Source organism: Arthrobacter ruber (genome assembly GCF_002954225.1).
Taxonomy (GTDB): Bacteria; Actinomycetota; Actinomycetes; order Actinomycetales; family Micrococcaceae; genus Arthrobacter_D; species Arthrobacter_D ruber.
In genome coordinates this window covers 1-18590 of sequence record NZ_PPTH01000017.1, presented here as the reverse complement: position 1 = coordinate 18590, position 18590 = coordinate 1, and the positions used below count along the sequence as shown (strand labels likewise).

Here is an 18590-nt window from a genome sequence, read left to right as displayed (position 1 = left end):
GCCGGCTCACCCGGACACTGCACGAGCGCAGGGCGGAATCTCCACCGAGGACTACGTCACCGACCTTCCTGCCGCCGATCGGACCGAGTGGGTGACCGGCAGGATAACAGGAGGCAGCGCGCCTTAATGCCGGGTGAACTCTGCCGGACAAGTCCGCCGGACGCCGCCGTTCCAGGGATTTCGGGCACTCGGCGCCCCTAGCCTTGCAAGAGTTCGAGCAGGCGGAGTGAAGGGCGAGCGATGGAACAGGTGACGGACACCCCCGTGGTCTCCGGTGGACCGAGGGAGCGGACCGGCCACAGGTCACCGCCGTCGACGCCCGCCGCCGGCCCTGCTCCGCGGCCGGTGCAGCGCAGGCGCCGGACCCCCTGGAAAGCCTGGCTGCTGTTCCTGCTCTTCGCGGGGCCCAACGTGGCCCTGCTGGTGATCTTCACCTACAAGCCGCTCCTGCAGTCCCTGTACTACTCGACGCTGCAGTGGAACATCGGCTCGGCGGTCGCCATGCCCGTCGGCTTCCAGAACTACGCCGACTGGTTCACGGACCCGACGACGCCCCGGATCATCGCCGTGACGCTCGTCTTCACGCTCGCCACCGTGGGCGGCGGCATGGTGATCGGGCTCCTCCTCGCGCTCGTCCTCAACCGCAGGCTGCGCGGCACCGGCGCTGCGCGGACCGTCGTCGTCGCGCCGTACGTGCTGTCCGGCGTCGCCGTCGGGCTGCTCTGGCTCTTCGTGTTCGATCCGAACTTCGGTGTCACCGCGGCCCTGCTGCGGCTCGTGGGCCTCGCCTCGCCGGACTGGTACAACGACCCGCAGTGGGCGCTCGCCATGGTGATCGTGGTCTACCTGTGGAAGAACGTGGGCTACGTGGCGCTCATCTATCTGGCCGCCCTGCAATCGGTGCCGCGGGACCTCGTGGAAGCCGCCTCGATCGACGGGGCGACATCCCTGCGGTCCTTCCGGTCCATCGTGCTGCCGCTGCTCGGTCCCACCACGTTCTTCCTCGCCATCACCACGCTGCTGACGTCGCTGCAGTCCTTCGACATCATCCAGGCCATGACCAAGGGAGGACCGCTCGGGGGGACCACCACGATGATGTACCAGATCTATCAGGAGGGCTTCCAGAGCGGGCGCGCCGGCTATTCGTCGGCGGTCGCCACCATCCTCTTCGCGGTCCTGCTGCTCGTGACGTTCGCCCAGCTGAAGTACGTCGACAGGAAGGTGCACTACTGATGGGTGCCACGACAACGCAGGCGGGCGTCGCGCGGCGCCGGACACCCACCCCCTGGGGGAGCTACCTCACGCTGGCGGTCGCGGTGGCCGTCATGGTCCTGCCCCTGGTCTGGATGGTGCTGGCGGGCTTCAAGGACCCCGACGAGATCTACAGCTCACCCATCCAGTGGCTGCCCGCCACGGTGGATGCCACGAACTACGCATCGGCGATCAACGCCGTGCCCTTCGGGAACTTCTTCCTCAACAGCGCCATCACCACCGTGATCGGCGCCGGCCTCAAGATGATGCTGGGCCTGACGACGGCGTACGCGCTCGTCTTCCTGGACTTCCCGCTCAAGAAGCTCGTCTTCGGCGTGGTGATCTTCGCGCTGCTCGTGCCGCAGCAGATCGTCATCATCCCCAACTACACGCTCGTGGCCGAGCTCGGCTGGATCAACACCTACCAGGGCATCATCGTGCCCGGCCTCGCGAGCGCCTTCGGCACCTTCCTCTTCCGCCAGCACTTCCTCACACTGCCTGCCTCCATCCTCGAGGCGGCCGCGCTCGACGGCGCCGGCCACTGGACGCGCCTGTGGCGCTTCCTCGTCCCGATCTCGGCCCCGACCATCGCCGCCGTGGCCCTCGTGTCGATCGTCGCCGAGTGGAACGAGTACCTGTGGCCGCTGCTCGTCGTCGACCGCGCCGAGATGATGACCCTTCCCGTGGGACTCACGCTGCTGCAGAACAACGACGGCATGGCCGACTGGGGCGTCCTCATGGCCGCCACGGTGCTCGTGACCGCCCCCGTCCTCATCGCCTTCTTCGCCCTGCAGAAGCGGATCGTCTCCGGCCTCACCGCCGGTGCCGTCACCGGCTGAACCCCACCTGTTCCCTCCGATACAGCCCTACCACCCAGGAGTCACCATGTCCCCGCGCCCGCAGATCGACCTCGACCGCCGCCAGTTGCTCCAGTTCACCGCGCTATTCGGGGGCGCCGCCGCACTCGCAGCCTGCAGCGGCCCGTCCGTCAGCTCCGACGTCTCCGGCGGTGCCGCCACGGAAGCCGCCACCGACTGGGCGTCGGTCACCCCCGCGAAGGAGATCACCTGGTGGAGCAACCATCCGGGTGCCTCCAGGCCCGTCGAGGAGGAGCTGATCAGGCGCTTCACGGCCGAGAGCGGCATCAACGTCAACCTCGTCACGGCGGGGGCCAACTACGACGAGGTGGCCCAGAAGTTCCAGGCCGCCACGGGCACCGGCAACGGGCCTGACGTCGTCGTCGCCAGTGACGTGTGGTGGTTCCGCTACATGATCAACGGGCAGACCCTGCCCATGGATCAGATCGCGGAGCACCTCGGGTTCGATACCGCGGACTACAACGAGACGCTCTACAGCGACTACCGGTTCAAGGACGCACACTGGGCCGTGCCCTATGCGCGGTCCACCCCGCTGTTCTACTACAACAAGGACGCCTGGGCCGCGGCGGGCCTGCCGGACCGCTCGCCCGAGACATGGGACGAGTTCATGGAGTGGGCCCCGAAGCTCGCCGCCGGTGGCATCACGCCGCTCGGCCTCGGCAAGGGCACCTCGTGGGCCGCCTGGTGGTTCTGCAACTTCCTCTGGGGCAGGGGAGGCGCGTACTCGGACGAGTGGACCATGACGCTGGACACCCCGGAGGCCCTGGACGCCGCGAAGTTCGTGCAGTCCATGATCTTCGAGGACAGGGTGGCCGCCATCGCGGCGACCGACAACGCCGTCGACTTCGGTGCTGGGCTCACGGGCTGCACGATCGCCTCCACCGGTTCGCTGACCGGGATCCTGAAGGCCGCGAAGTTCGAGGTGGGCACCGGGTTCCTCCCGGCGGGTCCCGAAGGTCCGGCCTGTCCCACGGGCGGTACCGGGGTGGCCATCAGCGCGGACCGTACGCCGGAGCAGCAGCTCGCCGCGGGCATGTTCCTCAGGTTCCTCACGAGCACCGACAGCACCGCATACTTCTCCTCGAACACCGGCTACATGCCCGTGCGGACCTCGGCACGCGACAGCAGCATCATGGCCGAGGTGTACGCGAAGTCACCGCAGTTCCGTACCGCCGTGGACCAGCTCGAGACCACGCGTGTTCAGGACTGGGGCCGCGTGTTCGTGCCGGGCGGGGACAAGGAGCTGACGACGGCGCTGGAGAGCATCATCCTGCAGCAGGGCGACCCTGCGACGGCCTTCGCGACCGCCAGCACCGCGATCCAGCGCTCCTTCGAGCAGAACGTGGAGCCGTACCTCTAGAACCGCGGGCGCGGTCGGATCCACTCCCTCTCCCACGCGGCGAGCAACGGCAGCGCGCCTCGTCGAACCCGACGCTCCTCGCAGAGGGACGTTCTGTCTGCGTCTCGATGCAGGCCAGCCCCTCGCTGATCCGTACTCCTAATCCATCCTGCTGTCGTGTCGACTTGGGTGGGTCTCGGCTTCCGCCCAGAGCTGGTGGAAGTGGTTGATGGGTCCGTTGCCCTGCCCGACCTGCAGTTCATCGGCATGGGTAAGGGCATCCTGCAGCCAGTTCTTGGTGTCGGAGAGTGCGCGGGTCCAATCGCCGGTCCTCGCCATCACGGTGGCGATGGCGGAGGACAGTGAACACCCGGTTCCGTGTGAATTCCTGGTGTCCACCCGGGGGGTGATGATCTCGAAGACCTCTCCGTCGTGGGTGCTTCCCAGTCGTCCGGAGGTGTCGACGAGTGCGTCGGGGCTGCCCTCGGCGTCCAGGTGGCCGCCCTTGACGAGCACCACCGTTCCGGAGGTAGTGGACAGTTCTCGGGCCTGGTCGAGAGCTACGGGCCACTGTGCGGTGATCGGTCCGCCCACCAGGACGGCTAGTTCGGGAAGGTTGGGGGTCACCAAGTGAGCCTGGCCGACCAGTTCGCGCAACGCGGTCTCGGCGTCAGCGGCCAGGAGCCGGTCCCCGCTGGTGGCAACCATGACAGGATCCAGCACCACCAGAGGCGGCTGTGCCCGGCCGAGCCATTCCCGGACAACGGTGATGGTCGCTACGTCTCCCAGCATGCCGATCTTCACCGCATCGATCGTCACATCGTCACTGACCGCGTCGAGTTGTTCTCCGAGGAACGTCGGTGGTGGGGTGTGGACGGAACGAACGCCCCGCGTGTTCTGCGCCACCAGGGACGTGACGACCGCCATTCCATATCCGCCGAGGGCGGCGATGCTCTTCAGGTCGGCCTGAATGCCCGCGCCACCGGTCGGGTCGGTTCCGGCGATGCTGAGAATCCGAGGAACTTCACGCGGGTTCAGATCATTCAGGAACACCATGCCTCCTTCAACGCCTCTGCCGCGGACCTGGGATCCTTCGACGCGCAGATGGCGGATACGACGGCCACCCCGCCTGCACCGGCATCTCGCAGAGGGCGTAGATCAGCGCCACTGATTCCCCCGATCGCGACACACGGCAGGGAACTTGCCGTGACGAGGGCACTGAAGCCGCTGATCCCCAAGGGCTCAGGATGATCGGGCTTGGTAGCGGTCGCATGAATGGCACCGACCCCTAGGTAATCCACCATCCCGACCGGCAGCCGGTGCGCCGCCCGGATCTCGGCCGTGGTTGCCGCACTCAAGCCGACGATGGTCTCCGGTCCTACCAGCGCCCGGACGAGGTCTGCCGGCACGTCGGACTGACCGACATGCACCCCGGCTACCTGCGCTCCCGCGGCCCGAGCCGCCAGGAAGATATCCACCCGGTCATCGACCAATACCGGCACGGTGCCTCCGACAGAATCCGCGACAGTCACGAGCAGGTGCAGCAGATCCCGCGCGGAGGCTTCCTTGTCCCGCACCTGGATCATCGTGGCACCGCCGGCCACGGCCTCGGCCGCGACTGTCGCGACCGATCGTGGGCTGCACTGCGCCGTATCAGTCACCAGGTACAGCGGCAGGTGCTGGCTGAGGTCCGCCCTGAAGCCCTGGCGGATCATCGTGCGGAGCCCGATGCTTCGACGGAACGGAGGTCCAGCCTCATGATGACGTCGTCAGGTGTGAGGCCTGCAAGCATGTCGAGGAAGCTCACCGCGAAGCTCCCCGGGCCGTGTGCCTGCGCCGCAGCCTGCTCCGCTGCGATGGTGTAAGCACCGGTGGCTGCTGTCGCGGCCAACACTGCATCATCGGTCAGCGACGCGAAAGCGGCCATCACCGCACCCAACGCGCACCCGCCACCCGTGACGCGGGTCAGGAGGGAGTTCCCATTGGCTGCAGCGACCATCTGTCCGTCCGGTCCGACGAACAGGTCGACCGCACCGGATACCGCCACCGCCGACCCGGACGAGGCAGCCAACTGCCTGGCGGCCTCGAGAGCGGAGGCGGGCTCTTCGGTTGAATCCACTCCCCGGCCCCCGGTTCCTACCCCGGCCAGAGCCAGGATCTCCGACGCGTTGCCGCGGATGATGCTCGGGCGGTGGGTGGCAAGCTGATGGGCCAAGTGTGTGCGGACGGTCAGAGATCCGATTGCCACCGGATCGAGGACCCATGGGGTGCCGGCGGTATCGGCGGCCTGCACGGCCTCGACCATCGCGGCCCGCTGCTCCTGCCCTGGGGTGCCCAGATTGACCAGGAGCCCCGATGCTACGGAGGCGAATTGCCCGGCCTCCTCCGGTATGTCCACCATCGCCGGAGCTGCCCCTAGGGCGAGCAGCACATTGGCGGTGAAGTTGGTCACCACCGCGTTGGTGATGATCTGCACCAGAGGGCTCCGGGCCCTCGACTCCTCGAGCAGTGCGGCACAATCCGATGATGTATAGCGAATAGCCATCCGCGACATCCCTTCGCTAGTTCGAACTAGATCAGGTTCAACGGGTATCGATTCTCAGCTGCACCATTGGCGGGCAGCACCCCGTGTCACTACTGCCACCCTAGCGTTTCCCCGCACAACGCATGGAACAGCAGCCACTTGTGGAAGGCGCGTGGCTCCCGTCGGAGCCAGCCGGAGCACCAAGGCCCCGGCGCTGCCATGATCGTCTGAATCCACCCCGTCCCGCCGATCCGGCCGACCCTCCTCCAGCCGGCCGGGGTTAGTGTGGAGGTAGTGACACGGGGTGCCGGTTCCCACCGGCTGAGATGACACCCGTTGAACCTGATCCAGTTCGTACTGGCGAAGGGATGTCCTCCCGGCCCCTGCGGGTGTCGGTTCCGCATTCTGTCGCCCTGAAGCCAGGGAAGTCCCTTCATGCAACTCAGAGAGCAGATCGTGTTGATCACCGGTGGCGGCCGCGGACTCGGCTCCAGCATCGTCGAGGCCTTCGCCGCCGAAGGCGCACGGGTGGTGATCAACTACCGCGTCAGCCACGACAGCGCCCAGGAACGCGCAACTCGTATCGGTTCGTCACGGGCTGTAGCGCTGGAAGCTGATGTCACCGATCCCGAACAGGTACGCGCCATGCTCGAACACGCGCAGCAACACTTCGGAGCACCGATCACCACCGTGGTCAACAACGCGCTAGCGCCCTTCTCCTTCAACGGAGACGCCCGCCCGCATGCAGCTGAGATTGATTGGGATGCGTTCGAAGCCCAGTTCTCCGGAAGTGTCCGAGGAGCCCTGAACACAATCCAAGCCGCTCTGCCCGGAATGCGGGAACAAGGGTTCGGGCGGGTCATCAACATCGGCACCAACTTGTTCCAGAACCCTGTGGTGCCCTACCACGACTACACCGCGGCGAAAGCGGCCCTGCTCTCGCTGACCCGGACTCTGGCCAAGGACCTGGGCCAGCACGATGTCACGGTGAACATGGTCTCTGGCGGCCTGCTGCGCACCACCGATGCCAGCGCAGCCACCCCCGAGGAGGTGTTCGACCTCATCGCGTCCTCCACCCCGCTGGGACGTGTCACCACACCGCAGGAATTCGCGGACACGGTCCTTTTCTTCGCCTCTCCCTGGGCCCGGGCGATCACCGGGCAGAACCTGGTGGTCGACGGGGGCCTCGTCATGGACTGACCCTGGAAACAACCCGGGCCGCACAGGTCTCGGGGCATCAATGAGCCCATGAAGCGGCCACGATCAGGTTGCCAGCCGAGCGACCTGTCGCGTGCCTGGTCGGTACACCGTCCCACATCCACCGAACCGACCAGGTCCGGCCGAGGCGGTCGGCGTTCGGCTTGTGCTCCTGACACCTCGTCGCACCGTCCGGGACTCCCGGAACCATGCGGGGATCGGGAACGCAGGTGATCGCCCATCACAGGAGGCGAGGGCAGGAGCAGCGGCATTCCTCGAATCAACAGACCCAGGGGTGGTTCCAGTGCAACGAAGAACATAGGGCCATCCCCTACAGGACGTCGGCGTCGGGGCCTCAGAGGTCTTCCGAGAAGACCCGGTCTGATCCACGGATGAGGTACGAGTCGAGGTCGGGGGGGGCGAGTGTCCTGCCGGCGGTGGGCAGACCGTAGCCGATGATGAGGCCTCCACTGCCACCTGGATGTGGCTCGGCGACATCGCCGGGCTGGTTACAGTCTTCCTCACTGCGTTCACGGTCGTATGGGCATACGAGTTCCGTCTTCATCCGGCTGCTGCCCAGCAGGTCCGGCACCGCCTGGCATGAGCTCACCCCTGGACGGGCTCGACCCGACACTCAACCAGCCCGAACGCCTCGCCGCGATCGTTCCTCAGCGACCACGCCCCCAACACGCCCGCCCGCTAGACGATCCCGCACTGGGAGGCAGGACCAGGTGGTTTTGCGATGATCGGCTGAAACCGCTGATCTCGTATGGGACACAAGGAGCGCTTCTGAGCGTTCCCGATTCAGGTGGGGGACCAGTGTGTAGCAGCAGTGAGTACAGCGGTAGCGGCGAGTGTGGCGCGCACTGTGTTCGCGGTCGTCCAGTGGTGGCTGTAATCGTTCCAGAAAGTTGAACCGTCTCGTTCGAGCCGCCTATTGAGTGGGACATTGACCGTCATCGTTACGACGGTGCTCGCCAGGGATGCCCCCGCGATGACCAGTTCGATGGTGTTTCCTCGGGGTGCTGCGGTTATGGCGGAACCGGTGGCTGCCAGGGCGGCGACTCCGAACATCACGATGAAGGGTCCGCGTTCTGCTTTCCTGTTGATCTGGATCATTGCGGCGGTGGCGCCTTCATCGTCGAGGCGTCGTAGCGCGGGAATGACCATTGCGGAGAAAGCTGCGTATACGCCGCCAAGAAGACCTGCGCCCACGACTGTGGCGACCTGGATCACGACCAACCTCCAGCTTCGACGGTGCGCTGCGCGTAGGTCTGCAGTGATGAAGGCTGACGGTCGAGGAGGACCTGGATTCCGTCAGTGAGTGAGGCGTTGCGGCCGTCGAGGATGTCCGTGAAGAGGTGTGCCAGAGGTTCGGCTTCTTGGGCTGGTATCCCGTCGGCGGCGAGATCCTCCACGAAGGTCGGAACATCGACCGATTCGAAGGTCACCGGCCTGCGACATACCTCAGCGAGGATTTCAGCTGCTTGCGCGAAGGTCAGCAGCTCCGGGCCCGATAGCTCGTACGTGGCATCGAGTGGGGCCGGTCGAGTAAGGGCCAGCACCGCGGCGTCGGCGACGTCGTCGAGATCGACAAATGCTTCTGGTACATCAGGTGCTGGCAGCCGCAGCCGACCGCGACGAACGGGTCCAGAGAGGAAATGCTCGGAGAAATTCTGCTGGAACCAGGAACAGCGCAGCACTGTGGTCGGCACGCCGCCACTGCGCAGGGCCGCTTCGCTCGCTCTCGCTCCCTCCTCACCCCGGCCCGAGAGCAGTACGAGCCGCTCGAGTCCTGCCTGTGCTGCCAGAACACCGAGGGCTTCCATTTTTGCGGGAACCCCGGGAAAAGCGAGGTCGGGAGTGAAGCAGACATAAGCTGCCGTGCTACCACGCACAGTGGTCGCCCAGGTTCCTCGGTCGTCCCAGTCGAAACCAGTTCGACGTGATGCGAACCGGACCGGCGCAGCGGTAACGGTCAGGCGGTCGAAGACCCGTGAGCCAGAACGCCCGGGCCCTCCGAGGATGAGAGTTGTCATAACCCCAGTACATAGGCCACTGGCTGGACGTGAAATGGTTCAGACGCTGGACTTACTTCGTCATCGTCTACATTCATGAGCATGGATCCCTTGACGCATTTCCTGGACGGCCCTCGCGCTGTGGGTGCTTTCGCCCTGGCGATGCACATGAGTGCTCCCTGGGGCGTCCGCGTCGACGATCACGCCGCACTGACGATCGTCGCCGTCACCCGCGGCCAGGCCCGGGTCGATGAGATGCTGTTGACCGCAGGTGACGTCGCCCTGATCCGGGGCCCAGAACCATACTGCGTGACAGATGACATTGCCAGCATGCCCTCCATCACGATCGGCCCTGGTCAGCAGTGCACCACTGTTGATGGTCGTGACCTTCGAGATGAATTCAGGCACGGCATCCGGCACTGGGGCAACACCTCAGATGGTGAAACATCCCTTCTCATCGGCACGTATGAGCGTCCGGACGAGGCGGGTGGCCTCGTCGCTCGCGCCCTTCCCCGACTGGTCGTCGTATCGCACGCAAGAGCCGACGGCGCTTTCCTTGATCTGCTCGAGCGCGAGATCACGAATGATGACCCTGCGTCTCAGGTCGTGATCGATCGTCTTCTCGACATACTCGTCATCAACACCATCCGTAGCTGGGCCAACGACCCGACCCACCCTCGGACACCCACCTGGCTCACGAGCAAGGACTCTTTGGTGAAGCGCGCCCTCGAGTATCTTCATGCCGAGCCCGCAGCACCATGGACTGTGGAACTCCTTGCCCGGCAAGTGAATACTTCCCGCGCATCACTTGCCGCCCGCTTCCGCTCCGATGTAGGCGAACCACCCATGACCTACCTCACCCGCTGGCGCCTCACCCTGGCCGGAGACCTGCTCCACTCCCTCGACACGACAGTTGCAGACGTCGGCCGCAGCGTCGGATACAACAACGCTTACGCCTTCAGCACTGCCTTCAAGCGTCAAGTGGGCGCAACACCATCAGAGTTTCGTCGACACCGTCCTGTGTTGTCCCCGGATCACTGACTGCACGGCTCACACGATCACGGTCCTGCCGTTCCATGCCCCGACTGACCCCGATCACTCCGCTTCCTGTATGAGAACGATTCTCATATAGTTAGGGCATGCACCTCGTTCTCATCACGTCCCTCGATGCGCTGAGCCGCAACAACGCCGCGTCGGTCCTGGCGGATCTCTCGCCCGGCACGCCCGTCATTCTGCACGATCTGCTCGACGGCGGCGTGGTGACACGTCGCGTTCATCGCAACAGTGCGTTGGTGGAGCGCGAGTCGACGGTGCTCGAGCATGGGTGCCTGAGTTGCACCGTCCGATTCGATCTCGCGCCGGCTCTTCTCCGTCTAGCCGCTGCAGGTGCAACTCGAGCGATCGTAGGGCTGCCACCTGGCACCACCGCCGAGAACGCTCTTGATGGCCTCAACACTGCGGCGCCGCGGTCCTTCGCCATCGACACCGTTGCACTGGCAGTCCGACCCGAGGATGTCGAGGACCAGCTGTGGGACCACCACACCCTGTTCGCATCCGGCTACACCGCCGTTCCCGAGGACTCCCGGACCCCGGGCGAGTTCCTCATAGGTGAGTTCCTTTTCGCCGACACGGTCCTGACCGCGACGAGCGATCTCCTGCCGAGCGACCCCGAACTCCTGCTGCGGGGCGTGCAGCTCATCGGCGAACTCGCCCCGCATGCCACCATGGTGTCGCTCGCGGGCATGACAGGCCTAGGCGGCCTTGGGGAACATGATGACGGGCAGGCCCGCACCCGCAGCCTTCCGGGAATGGTCCTGGCGCCGGTGAGACCATCGGCTTCGTTCTCGGCGGCAGCCTCCGAGGCATCAACGGAGCCGTTTCGGACCGTTGAGCATCGCGTTGAGAGACCCCTGCATCCCGATCGTTTCCGGACCGCCCTCGGCGCGATAGCCCGAGGCTGCTGTTTCGTTCGCGGAACCGTCTGGATTGCAGGCATGCCCGATACCCGCGTCGCCGTGCAGGGGGTTGGTCCGCGTGTGGCACTGGCGAACGGCGGCGCTTGGAGCATTGACGCGCGCCACGGCGAGTGGTGCCGCGGCACGCACCTGGCCCTCACCGGTGACGACCTGGATGACGCCGACATCGCCGGCCTGCTCGATGCCTGCGCCCTCACCGATGAGGAACTCCGATCCATGCCATCCCCGGGTGCTGCCAGCACCCCTCACCAGGCCTGACCACCATCACCACCGACAGCAATCCCTGAAGGAGCATGATGAAAGTACGCAATTCCCTCCGAGCGTTGAAGAAAGTCCCGGGAGCCCAGATCGTCCGACGTCGCGGCAGGACCTTCGTCATCAACAAGAAGAACCCGCGCATGAAAGCCCGGCAGGGCTGACCCCATGGAACAGGGGTCAACACCGGATGGGGCGTCGGATACGAGGCGCGCAAACGGGAGCGGCAAGCAGCCGGCCGGCCTCGTCATAGCGCTCTGCGCGGGTCACCGATGCGCCGCACTGACCCGTATGTGCGGTGGCACTGATCTTGCAGCAGCCGTCGCCCGCTCCCGGGGAGGCGTACTCGTTTCCGCGCCGTGCTTGGGCCAGTGCGCCCAGGGCCCTGTCGGTGTGATCGCGCTTCGCTCCTCGCGTGCCGACATCACCGGCCCCTCCGTCTGGCTGGGTGGCCTCGACTCCACCGGGCGCCTGCAAACCCTCAGCGACTGGGTGGAGCAGTGGCAACCCACCGAAGAGAGTGGCGGCGCACTGCCACAGGACCTCGATGCCGCCGTGCTGGGATCCGGCCCTCCGATTCGCCTGGCCCTGACCGACCACTGAGATCGAAGGACTGCGGGACGGAGAAGCAGATACGGCCGGCCGGAGCACCCCCCTACGGCCCGCCACCGCCAGGCTTCCAGATGGAACAGTTCAGCACCGGACCCGTGAGGGGCCGGTGCTGATCCCCAGGAGCTGAGGGCGGTCCGAGGCGGGCAGGGGTGTCCTAGTGCTCGTCGTAGTGGTCGCCGTGCTCGGCGTGGCGGTGACCGTCATGGACGTAGTCGGTGTGGTCACCGTGCTCGACGGCCTCGTGGTTGCAGTCCTCTGCGCCGTGGGTGTGGTCGGCGACGCTGTGCTCGGCGTGCTCGTCGTGCTCGTCGTAGTGGCCATCGTGCTCGGCGTGGCGGTGACCGTCGTGGAGGTAGTCGGTGTGATCGCCGTGCTGCACGGTTTCGTGCGTGCAGTCAGCGGTGCCGTGCTGGTGCTCGTCGAGGGTGTGCTCGGCCTTGATCTCGGTGCTCATGCTGATCTCCTTGATGCGGGTGTGCCCGCGCATGTGATGGCTCTGCCTAGTGGCTGTGGTTCGTCGTCGGTGAAGCCTCGACCGTATGGGCGATCGCATCATCGATGACGTGGGCTACGTGCTCGTCGGTCAGCGCGTAGATCGCTTCGCGTCCTGACCTGCTGACGGTGACGAGGTTCATGCTGCGCAGCACCCGCAGGTGCTGCGACACCAGAGGCTGGGACAGCCCTGTCGACTGGACGAGGGAGCCCACGGACCCCTCACCACCGGCGAGGGATGTCAGGATTCTCAGCCGGGATACCGTGCTGAGTGCCTTGAACAGCTCCGCTACCTGTTCGAGCTGAGCGTCATCCGTCATGCAAATACATAAACACGTATGCATGTGATTATGCAAGCGTGGCGGCGACCTTGCCGTCCTCATGCGGCGTGCCAGACGTGATCAGGCCACTACTGCTGCGTCTTCCTCAACGGTGTTCCTCTTCTGGCGACGGGGCTTTGTGGGGAGGGTGAGCCCGGAGGCGGAGACGGCCAGGACGGAGGCGAGGATCAGGGCTGATGCCGGCGCGAAGACGGCCCAGGGAGCGCGTTCGACGTAGGCCATGCCTTCGGACAGGACGAGTCCCCAGTCGGGGCTGGGCGGGTTGGCGCCGAGGCCGAGGAAACCCAGTGCTGCCAGGGCGAGGGCGGTTCCGGGGAGGCGGAGCATGGCGTGCCGGAAGAGGGGGCCGATGATGTGCGGGAGGATGTGCCGGGTCAGGGTTCGGGCGCGTCCCACANTGAGGTCCGGTTCGGTGTTGTCCGACCAGTCCAGGTTCACACCATCATCAGTGCCCGTGGCAGCCAGAGCGCCCGGAAGCCCGGGAGCGATCGTGTCCTTCACTGTTGCGGAAACGGGAGCGGACAGAACCGATTCGTTACCGCTCTTGTCCACGGCCGACACCTTGTAGAAGGACTCGACGCCCATCGGTGCGGCTACGTCGTTGTACTTGATTGCGTTTTGTGGTGTTGCTGTGAGCTTCGCGTACTCACCATCGCGGGAAGCAGCCCGGTAGACGACGTAGCCTGCCAGATCGCTTTCCTTTCCTGCTATCCAGGTAAGACCGATACTGGCGGCGTTCGCTTTTGCAGTGAGAGCGCTTATAGCAAATGGCGCGGTCGTGTCGGGGACAGCCATAACCAGTTGCGCTTCTTTAGAAACGTAGCCGCCCCGATCGACGGCGGTGATTCGATAGTAGTAGGCCGTGTTGGCTGCGGCTGTCGTGTCGAGGAACGCAGAGTCGGAAATCGTGGAGGGAGTCAGCTTGGTGTACGGACCTCCGGACTTGGTAGCGCGGGAAACCATGTATCCGGCGAGGTCTGCTTCAGTGTTGTCAGCCCACTGGAGGTCAATTCCGGCGGTCGTGCGCGTTCCGACGAATCGTGCGGGAGCAGCCGGAGCAATGCCGTCTTTGCGGACATTACTTATCGCTACAGGGGTGGACTCATTCCCGCTCTTGTCCAGGGCCGTCACCCTGTAGAAAGTCGTAACACCTATCGGTGCAGTGGTGTCGGGATAGTCCGAGCCTTTTCGCGGTGTAGTAGTGAGCTTCACATATTCGCCGTCAAGTGAGCTGGCGCGATATATCAGGTACCCAGCAAGGTCTTTTTCTGTGTTGTTGGTCCAATCGAGCTTGATGCGGGACTTGTCGGAGCTAGTAACCATCTTCGTCACTGGCGCCGGGGCGGTAGTGTCAGCGGCCTGAGCGGAGACCACACCTGAACTGAGAAGGACGACAGCCGTGAGCGCGGCCACCGATCCGGAGCGGATAACTGGAAAAAGTTGCCAAGCATCGAGTCGGCATGACAGTGGTTTCGCGTGAGCCTGGACTGCTGAGTTCAGGGGTGCTTTAGGCACAGTAATCTCCTCGGGAAAAGCTAGATGGCTTGCGGGAGTGAGACCACTGCCTTTATGAAAAGCAGGCCAGAATAATACTGGGCACAAGTTGAATGGATACACTTTGAGTCTCAGAGCGGGCTAGTACGAATTTCTCTGATGTGCACTTTGCATGCCTGGCAGATACACGTACGGCCCTTCCCGAGAAGGTTATATGAAGGATTCCCACAAGATGCACCAGAACGGGCCAATCCTCGAAGTCACGTAGTGATGTCGCAAAAATTGAGTATGACGTGAGTAAGGGCAGGTAGCCTCCTAGGTGAGATGAAGCTCGCGCTAGGCGCCTTTACACAAGTGAATAACGCTCTTCCCTGGTAGTCGTACTCGTAGGTTGTCATACCCTGGCATCGGAAGCGGCGTCCCTGCGAGGTGCGGGCGAATTCGAGAGGCAGCTCGAGAAGCCTGGGGAGGCCTCTGGATTGTGAGGCGCTTTGAGCGAACTGACCTAAGTCATTGCCTTCAGTGCTATGGCGCACAGATGGGTCGCGCGATGACGCGACTCCGTCAGTATTTGGTGCCGGCTATTGCTCCTCAATGGAGTTTTATCCATTTGCTCTCACTGACGGGTCAGCGTGTGGGGTAGAGACCGTTGGGCGGAGGGACAGTTGAGAAATGATGTTGACCGCGGTGGGTTCGATTCCCCTGCAGCACCTATGTCGTTACTGCTGAACCTTTTGATGAGCCCGCGTCACTCGATCGAAGAGTTCGTCTGTGCTGCCTTGATGTCGGGACGAGTCGGCGAAATGTTGGTGCGTGCGACCGGGACACTAGGGATCTGCAGTAGGGATGTAGTTGATGGTGGTGAAGTTTCTGATGCTCGCCCTAAGCGGTGAGGGGTGCCTCTCACAGCGCCGGGTGTATATCAGCCTTCACAGCAGCCGTCTTTTGGCGTTGGCGTTTCATGGGAAGGGTGATGCCGGAGGCGGAGACGGCCAGGACGGAGGCGAGGATCAGGGCTGATGCTGGTGCGAAGACGGCCCAGGGAGCGCGTTCGACGTAGGCCATGCCTTCGGACAGGACGAGTCCCCAGTCGGGGCTGGGTGGGTTGGCGCCGAGGCCGAGGAAACCCAGTGCTGCCAGGGCGAGGGCGGTTCCGGGGAGGCGGAGCATGGCGTGCCGGAAGAGGGGGCCGATGATGTGCGGGAGGATGTGCCGGGTCAGGGTTCGGGCGCGTCCCACACCGAGGACCGGGAGAACGGCGACGAACGGCAGGCTCCGGGCCTGCAGGGTCAGGGCGGAGGTGTGCGCGGCCAGGGGCGCCCAACTCACCAGCGCCACGGCGAGGGCGGCGCCCCCGATGGACGCCCCGGAGATCGCGGCGACGATGATCCCGGTGATCACGGGCGGCGCGGCGTTGGCGACCTCGAGCGGCCCTGTGCCCAGGCGTGGCAGGGACCCGATCAGGATGCCGATCAGCAGGGACACCATGACCACGATGAGAGCTGTGCCCACGGTGGACACGGTGCCGTGTCCGACCCGTGCGAGCAGGTCGCGCCCGCTGGCGTCCGCCCCGAAGGGCAGGGCCCAGCTCGGGGGTGCCAGACGCGGATGGGCTGAGATGAAAGGATCACGCAGGACCCCGGCCACAGTGAGCAGCCCGAGGAGTATTGCCGCTGTCAGGGGCACGGCGAGGTCCCGGCGACGGAATGCGGGAGGGACGACGGCGACGGGCACGACGCCCAGACGCCCGGCAGGACCGAGCAATACCTGGCGGATCAGTGCCGCGACCATCCCGGCGAGGATCGCCAGGACGAGGAGGGAGAGGACGCCGGCCTGCAGCACGGGGATGTCCTGCGAGGTGGCAGCACCCAGGGTCGCCCGTCCTATGCCCGGGATCGCGAAGACCCGCTCCACCGCGACCGCACCGCCGGTGAGTCCGACGATGACCAGCGCGGCCTGGCTGGAGACCGTCGGTAATGCCCGCCGCAGGAGCCCGACCGCGATCTGGCCGCGGGCGAAACCGGCCGACAGCCATGCGGACACCCACTGTTCATCCCCGGCGGAGCCGATGGCGTCGGCCAGGAGTTTACCCAGCAGCCCGCCGGCGGGCAGGCCCATGGCCAGGGCGGGCAGGACCGCGTAATGCAGTCCCAGCCATCCCGACGGCGGGAACCAGCCGAGCCAGACCGCGCCGATGACCAGGAACAGGGACGCCAGCAGGAACTCGGGCAGGGCTGTCGCTGTCGTCGCCAGCAGGCCGGCACCGCGTCGGCGTTCACCCTTCGAGGTGCGCAGGAGCGCAGGCAGGGAGAACAGCCCGGCGACCAGTAGGGCGACCGTTCCGGCGCAGATCATGAGCGTCACCGACACACCGAGGGCGCCGAGCGTCCCGGGCAGCACGGGGGAATTGGAGATCCAGGACCGGCCGAAGTCCCCGGTGAGGATCCCGGAGAACCAGTCGACGAAGACCAGGATCGGTCCCCGGTCCAGACCGAGTTCGGCCCGGACCATCGCCAGTGATTCAGGTGTTGCTTCCAGGTCGGCGTACCGGGCGCGAAGGACCGTGTATTCCGGGCTCTGCCCGGACAGCCAGGGCAGCATCCCGATCACCATCACGACGGCCAGCAGCGCTCCCGCCCGTGACAGGCCTACCAGGACGGCACTGGCGGGAAATACCCTGGTGGGGATGCGTGTCACTGCTCGATGCGGGTGTCGCCGGTGACCAGCGTCCGCTCACGAGGGTCCCGGGCCGCGCCGTCCACGCCTGCCGCTTCGCCCTGGATGACGCGCTCGTGCAGCATCGGGACCGCAGCGTCCCGGGCAAGGATCTCCGCTTCGGCGGCGATGATCGCGTCCCGTCGTTCGGCACCTGCCGGCAGCGCCGCCGCCGTCTTCAACGCCTCATCGACGGCAGGGTCGCAGAACTGCGAGATGTTGAAGGACCCCTCGCACGCGAAGTCGCTGTACATGTACGCCACGGGGTCCCCGGAATCGAGGACCGTGGCACGGGACAGGATGAACGCGTCGAACGTGCCGTCGAGGGCGTCGGCCTCGATGAACTGGTACTCGCGCACGTCCTGCTCGACGACGAACCCGGCCGCTTCGAGCTGCTGCTCGAGCTGTACGGCGACCTCGGGAAGTTCCGCACGATCCGTGAACGTGCCGAGGCTGATCCGCACACCATCGACCGTGGCAGGTGCGGGCCGATCCTCGAGGATGGCCTGATAGTCATCGTCGCGTTCTTCTGCCGCCCATGGGAGTGCCGGGCCGAGGAGCCCTTCGGCGATGTCCGCCCGGCCCTCGTACACGTTCGAGACGATGGTCGCCCGGTCGATGGCCTCCCGGGCCGCAGCGCGCACCGCGGGGTCCGCGAACGGCCCCGATCCGGTGTTCAGGTACAGGGTGTTCGTTCGCGGCATCGGTACCTCGAACACCAGGTCCTCATCGATCTGCGCGACCTGGCTCACCGGGATCGCTTCCACGACGTCGGCCGTCCCGGTCCTCAGGGCCGCTGCGCGCGCGGTACCGTCCGGCACGAACTGCACATCGATCCCCGCGGCTGCGGCTGCGTCACCCCAGTAGTCCTCGTTGCGGTCCAGCGTCGCCCCCGACGTACCGTCGACGGCGGTCAGGACGAACGGACCGGTCCCGGTGCCGACCGGGTCGACGGCGTCACCTTCGTAGGCGTCGGCGGCCAGGATGGAGAGCTGGGGGCTGGACATGCGCTGCGGCACGAGCGGGTCCGCGACCGCGGTCGTCACGGTCACCGTCATCTCGTCGCTGGCGACAGCGGTCAGATCCACGCCGTCCAGGATGCGCGGTGTGGGGGACGCCTGCGCGGCGGCAGTCAGTGATCGGGCGACGTCCTCGGCGGTCAGCGGGGTGCCGTCGTGGAAGTTCACCCCGTCGCGGATGGTGAACGTCCACTCCGTGGGGGCGGTCTGTTCCCACTCCGAGGCCAGAGAGGGTTGCGCTTCCCCGAGCTCGTCGAGGACGACGAGGGTTTCGGCCGTGGACCAGCGTGAGAGCTTGAACGCATCATCGCTGAGCGGGGTCAGGCCCGAGCGGGGCGGCTGCAGCATCGCGATCGACACCCGCTCCTCTCCCCCCTCACCGCTGCTGCCCGTAGCCCCGGCGGACTCGGGAGATCCGGATGAGAAGCAGCCCGTCAGCGCGAGGCAGCTGATGGTCGAGACGGCGAAGAGGGCAAGGG

The 18590-nt window shown here is 65.6% G+C and carries 18 protein-coding genes and 2 riboswitches; of the genes, 8 read left to right on the top strand and 10 right to left on the bottom strand.

What is annotated here, in order from left to right; genetic code table 11:
- Window positions 1-240 precede the first annotated feature (240 nt).
- Genes CI785_RS11190 through CI785_RS11180 form a run of 3 tightly spaced genes read left to right on the top strand, consistent with a single transcriptional unit; the run spans window position 241 to window position 3489 of the window.
- The gene (locus CI785_RS11190; RefSeq protein WP_105032193.1) at window positions 241-1233 is read left to right on the top strand and encodes a carbohydrate ABC transporter permease; all 993 of its coding nucleotides are present in this window, start codon (window positions 241-243) and stop codon (window positions 1231-1233) included.
- Window positions 1233-2090 carry a carbohydrate ABC transporter permease gene (locus CI785_RS11185; RefSeq protein WP_105032192.1) on the top strand — a complete coding sequence of 286 codons (858 nt, stop codon included), beginning with the start codon at window positions 1233-1235 and terminating at the stop codon, window positions 2088-2090. The genes CI785_RS11190 and CI785_RS11185 overlap by 1 nt, the downstream gene beginning before the upstream one ends.
- Window positions 2091-2136: 46 nt before the next feature.
- Entirely contained in the window at window positions 2137-3489 is a 1353-nt protein-coding gene (locus tag CI785_RS11180) for an ABC transporter substrate-binding protein (protein ID WP_105032191.1), read from the top strand.
- A gap of 138 nt (window positions 3490-3627) precedes the next feature.
- Here the strand turns inward: CI785_RS11180 and thiD are convergent, their stop codons facing one another.
- The 3 genes from thiD to thiM form a co-directional block, all read right to left on the bottom strand.
- Window positions 3628-4524 (bottom strand): bifunctional hydroxymethylpyrimidine kinase/phosphomethylpyrimidine kinase, encoded by an 897-nt coding sequence (gene thiD / locus CI785_RS11175; RefSeq protein ID WP_105032190.1) that lies wholly within the window; start codon window positions 4522-4524, stop codon window positions 3628-3630.
- The gene (thiE, locus tag CI785_RS11170) at window positions 4512-5183 is read right to left on the bottom strand and encodes a thiamine phosphate synthase (protein ID WP_105032189.1); all 672 of its coding nucleotides are present in this window, start codon (window positions 5181-5183) and stop codon (window positions 4512-4514) included. Before thiE ends, thiD begins: the two co-directional genes overlap by 13 nt.
- Window positions 5180-6013, bottom strand: coding sequence for a hydroxyethylthiazole kinase (gene thiM / locus CI785_RS11165; protein WP_105032188.1), 834 nt, complete (start codon window positions 6011-6013; stop codon window positions 5180-5182). The genes thiE and thiM overlap by 4 nt, the downstream gene beginning before the upstream one ends.
- Window positions 6005-6107: riboswitch (TPP riboswitch) on the bottom strand. Its footprint overlaps the gene before it by 9 nt.
- A 175-nt stretch (window positions 6108-6282) precedes the next feature.
- Window positions 6283-6378: riboswitch (TPP riboswitch) on the top strand.
- A gap of 49 nt (window positions 6379-6427) precedes the next feature.
- Here thiM and CI785_RS11160 point away from each other — a divergent pair.
- Window positions 6428-7192, top strand: a complete 765-nt coding sequence (locus tag CI785_RS11160) for a 3-oxoacyl-ACP reductase (RefSeq protein WP_105032187.1) — start codon at window positions 6428-6430, stop codon at window positions 7190-7192.
- 801 nt (window positions 7193-7993) lie between these two features.
- Here CI785_RS11160 and CI785_RS11155 read toward each other — a convergent pair.
- A complete protein-coding gene (locus CI785_RS11155; protein WP_105032186.1) occupies window positions 7994-8425 on the bottom strand; it encodes an anthrone oxygenase family protein in 432 nt (143 codons plus the stop codon).
- A complete protein-coding gene (locus tag CI785_RS16855; protein ID WP_108724249.1) occupies window positions 8422-9228 on the bottom strand; it encodes an SDR family oxidoreductase in 807 nt (268 codons plus the stop codon). Before CI785_RS16855 ends, CI785_RS11155 begins: the two co-directional genes overlap by 4 nt.
- A gap of 75 nt (window positions 9229-9303) precedes the next feature.
- Between CI785_RS16855 and CI785_RS11145 the strand changes: the two genes are divergently transcribed.
- The 4 genes from CI785_RS11145 (at window position 9304) to CI785_RS11130 (ending at window position 12041) form a co-directional block, all read left to right on the top strand.
- Entirely contained in the window at window positions 9304-10248 is a 945-nt protein-coding gene (locus CI785_RS11145; protein ID WP_240615156.1) for an AraC family transcriptional regulator, read from the top strand.
- A gap of 98 nt (window positions 10249-10346) precedes the next feature.
- Window positions 10347-11441 (top strand): GTP-binding protein, encoded by a 1095-nt coding sequence (locus CI785_RS11140; protein WP_105032184.1) that lies wholly within the window; start codon window positions 10347-10349, stop codon window positions 11439-11441.
- Window positions 11442-11479: 38 nt separating this feature from the next.
- Window positions 11480-11602: a type B 50S ribosomal protein L36 gene (gene ykgO / locus CI785_RS11135; protein WP_058931424.1), complete on the top strand. Its 123-nt coding sequence runs from the start codon at window positions 11480-11482 to the stop codon at window positions 11600-11602.
- 229 nt (window positions 11603-11831) lie between these two features.
- Window positions 11832-12041, top strand: coding sequence for a hypothetical protein (locus tag CI785_RS11130; protein ID WP_157940245.1), 210 nt, complete (start codon window positions 11832-11834; stop codon window positions 12039-12041).
- 163 nt (window positions 12042-12204) lie between these two features.
- Here CI785_RS11130 and CI785_RS11125 read toward each other — a convergent pair whose 3' ends face one another.
- The 5 genes from CI785_RS11125 to CI785_RS11105 form a co-directional block, all read right to left on the bottom strand.
- Complete coding sequence (locus CI785_RS11125) at window positions 12205-12504, bottom strand: hypothetical protein (RefSeq protein ID WP_105032643.1); 300 nt, start codon at window positions 12502-12504, stop codon at window positions 12205-12207.
- A 46-nt stretch (window positions 12505-12550) separates the two neighbouring features.
- Window positions 12551-12862: an ArsR/SmtB family transcription factor gene (locus tag CI785_RS11120; RefSeq protein ID WP_105032182.1), complete on the bottom strand. Its 312-nt coding sequence runs from the start codon at window positions 12860-12862 to the stop codon at window positions 12551-12553.
- A gap of 81 nt (window positions 12863-12943) precedes the next feature.
- Window positions 12944-13468, bottom strand: coding sequence for an ABC transporter permease subunit (locus tag CI785_RS17780; RefSeq protein ID WP_476692381.1), 525 nt, complete (start codon window positions 13466-13468; stop codon window positions 12944-12946).
- A gap of 1812 nt (window positions 13469-15280) precedes the next feature.
- On the bottom strand, window positions 15281-17074 hold the full coding sequence (locus CI785_RS11110; protein ID WP_338064901.1) for an ABC transporter permease subunit: 1794 nt from the start codon (window positions 17072-17074) through the stop codon (window positions 15281-15283).
- Window positions 17071-18590 (bottom strand): ABC transporter substrate-binding protein (locus tag CI785_RS11105; protein ID WP_240615155.1); only part of this gene is annotated, 1520 nt, incomplete at its 5' end. The genes CI785_RS11105 and CI785_RS11110, both read right to left, overlap by 4 nt.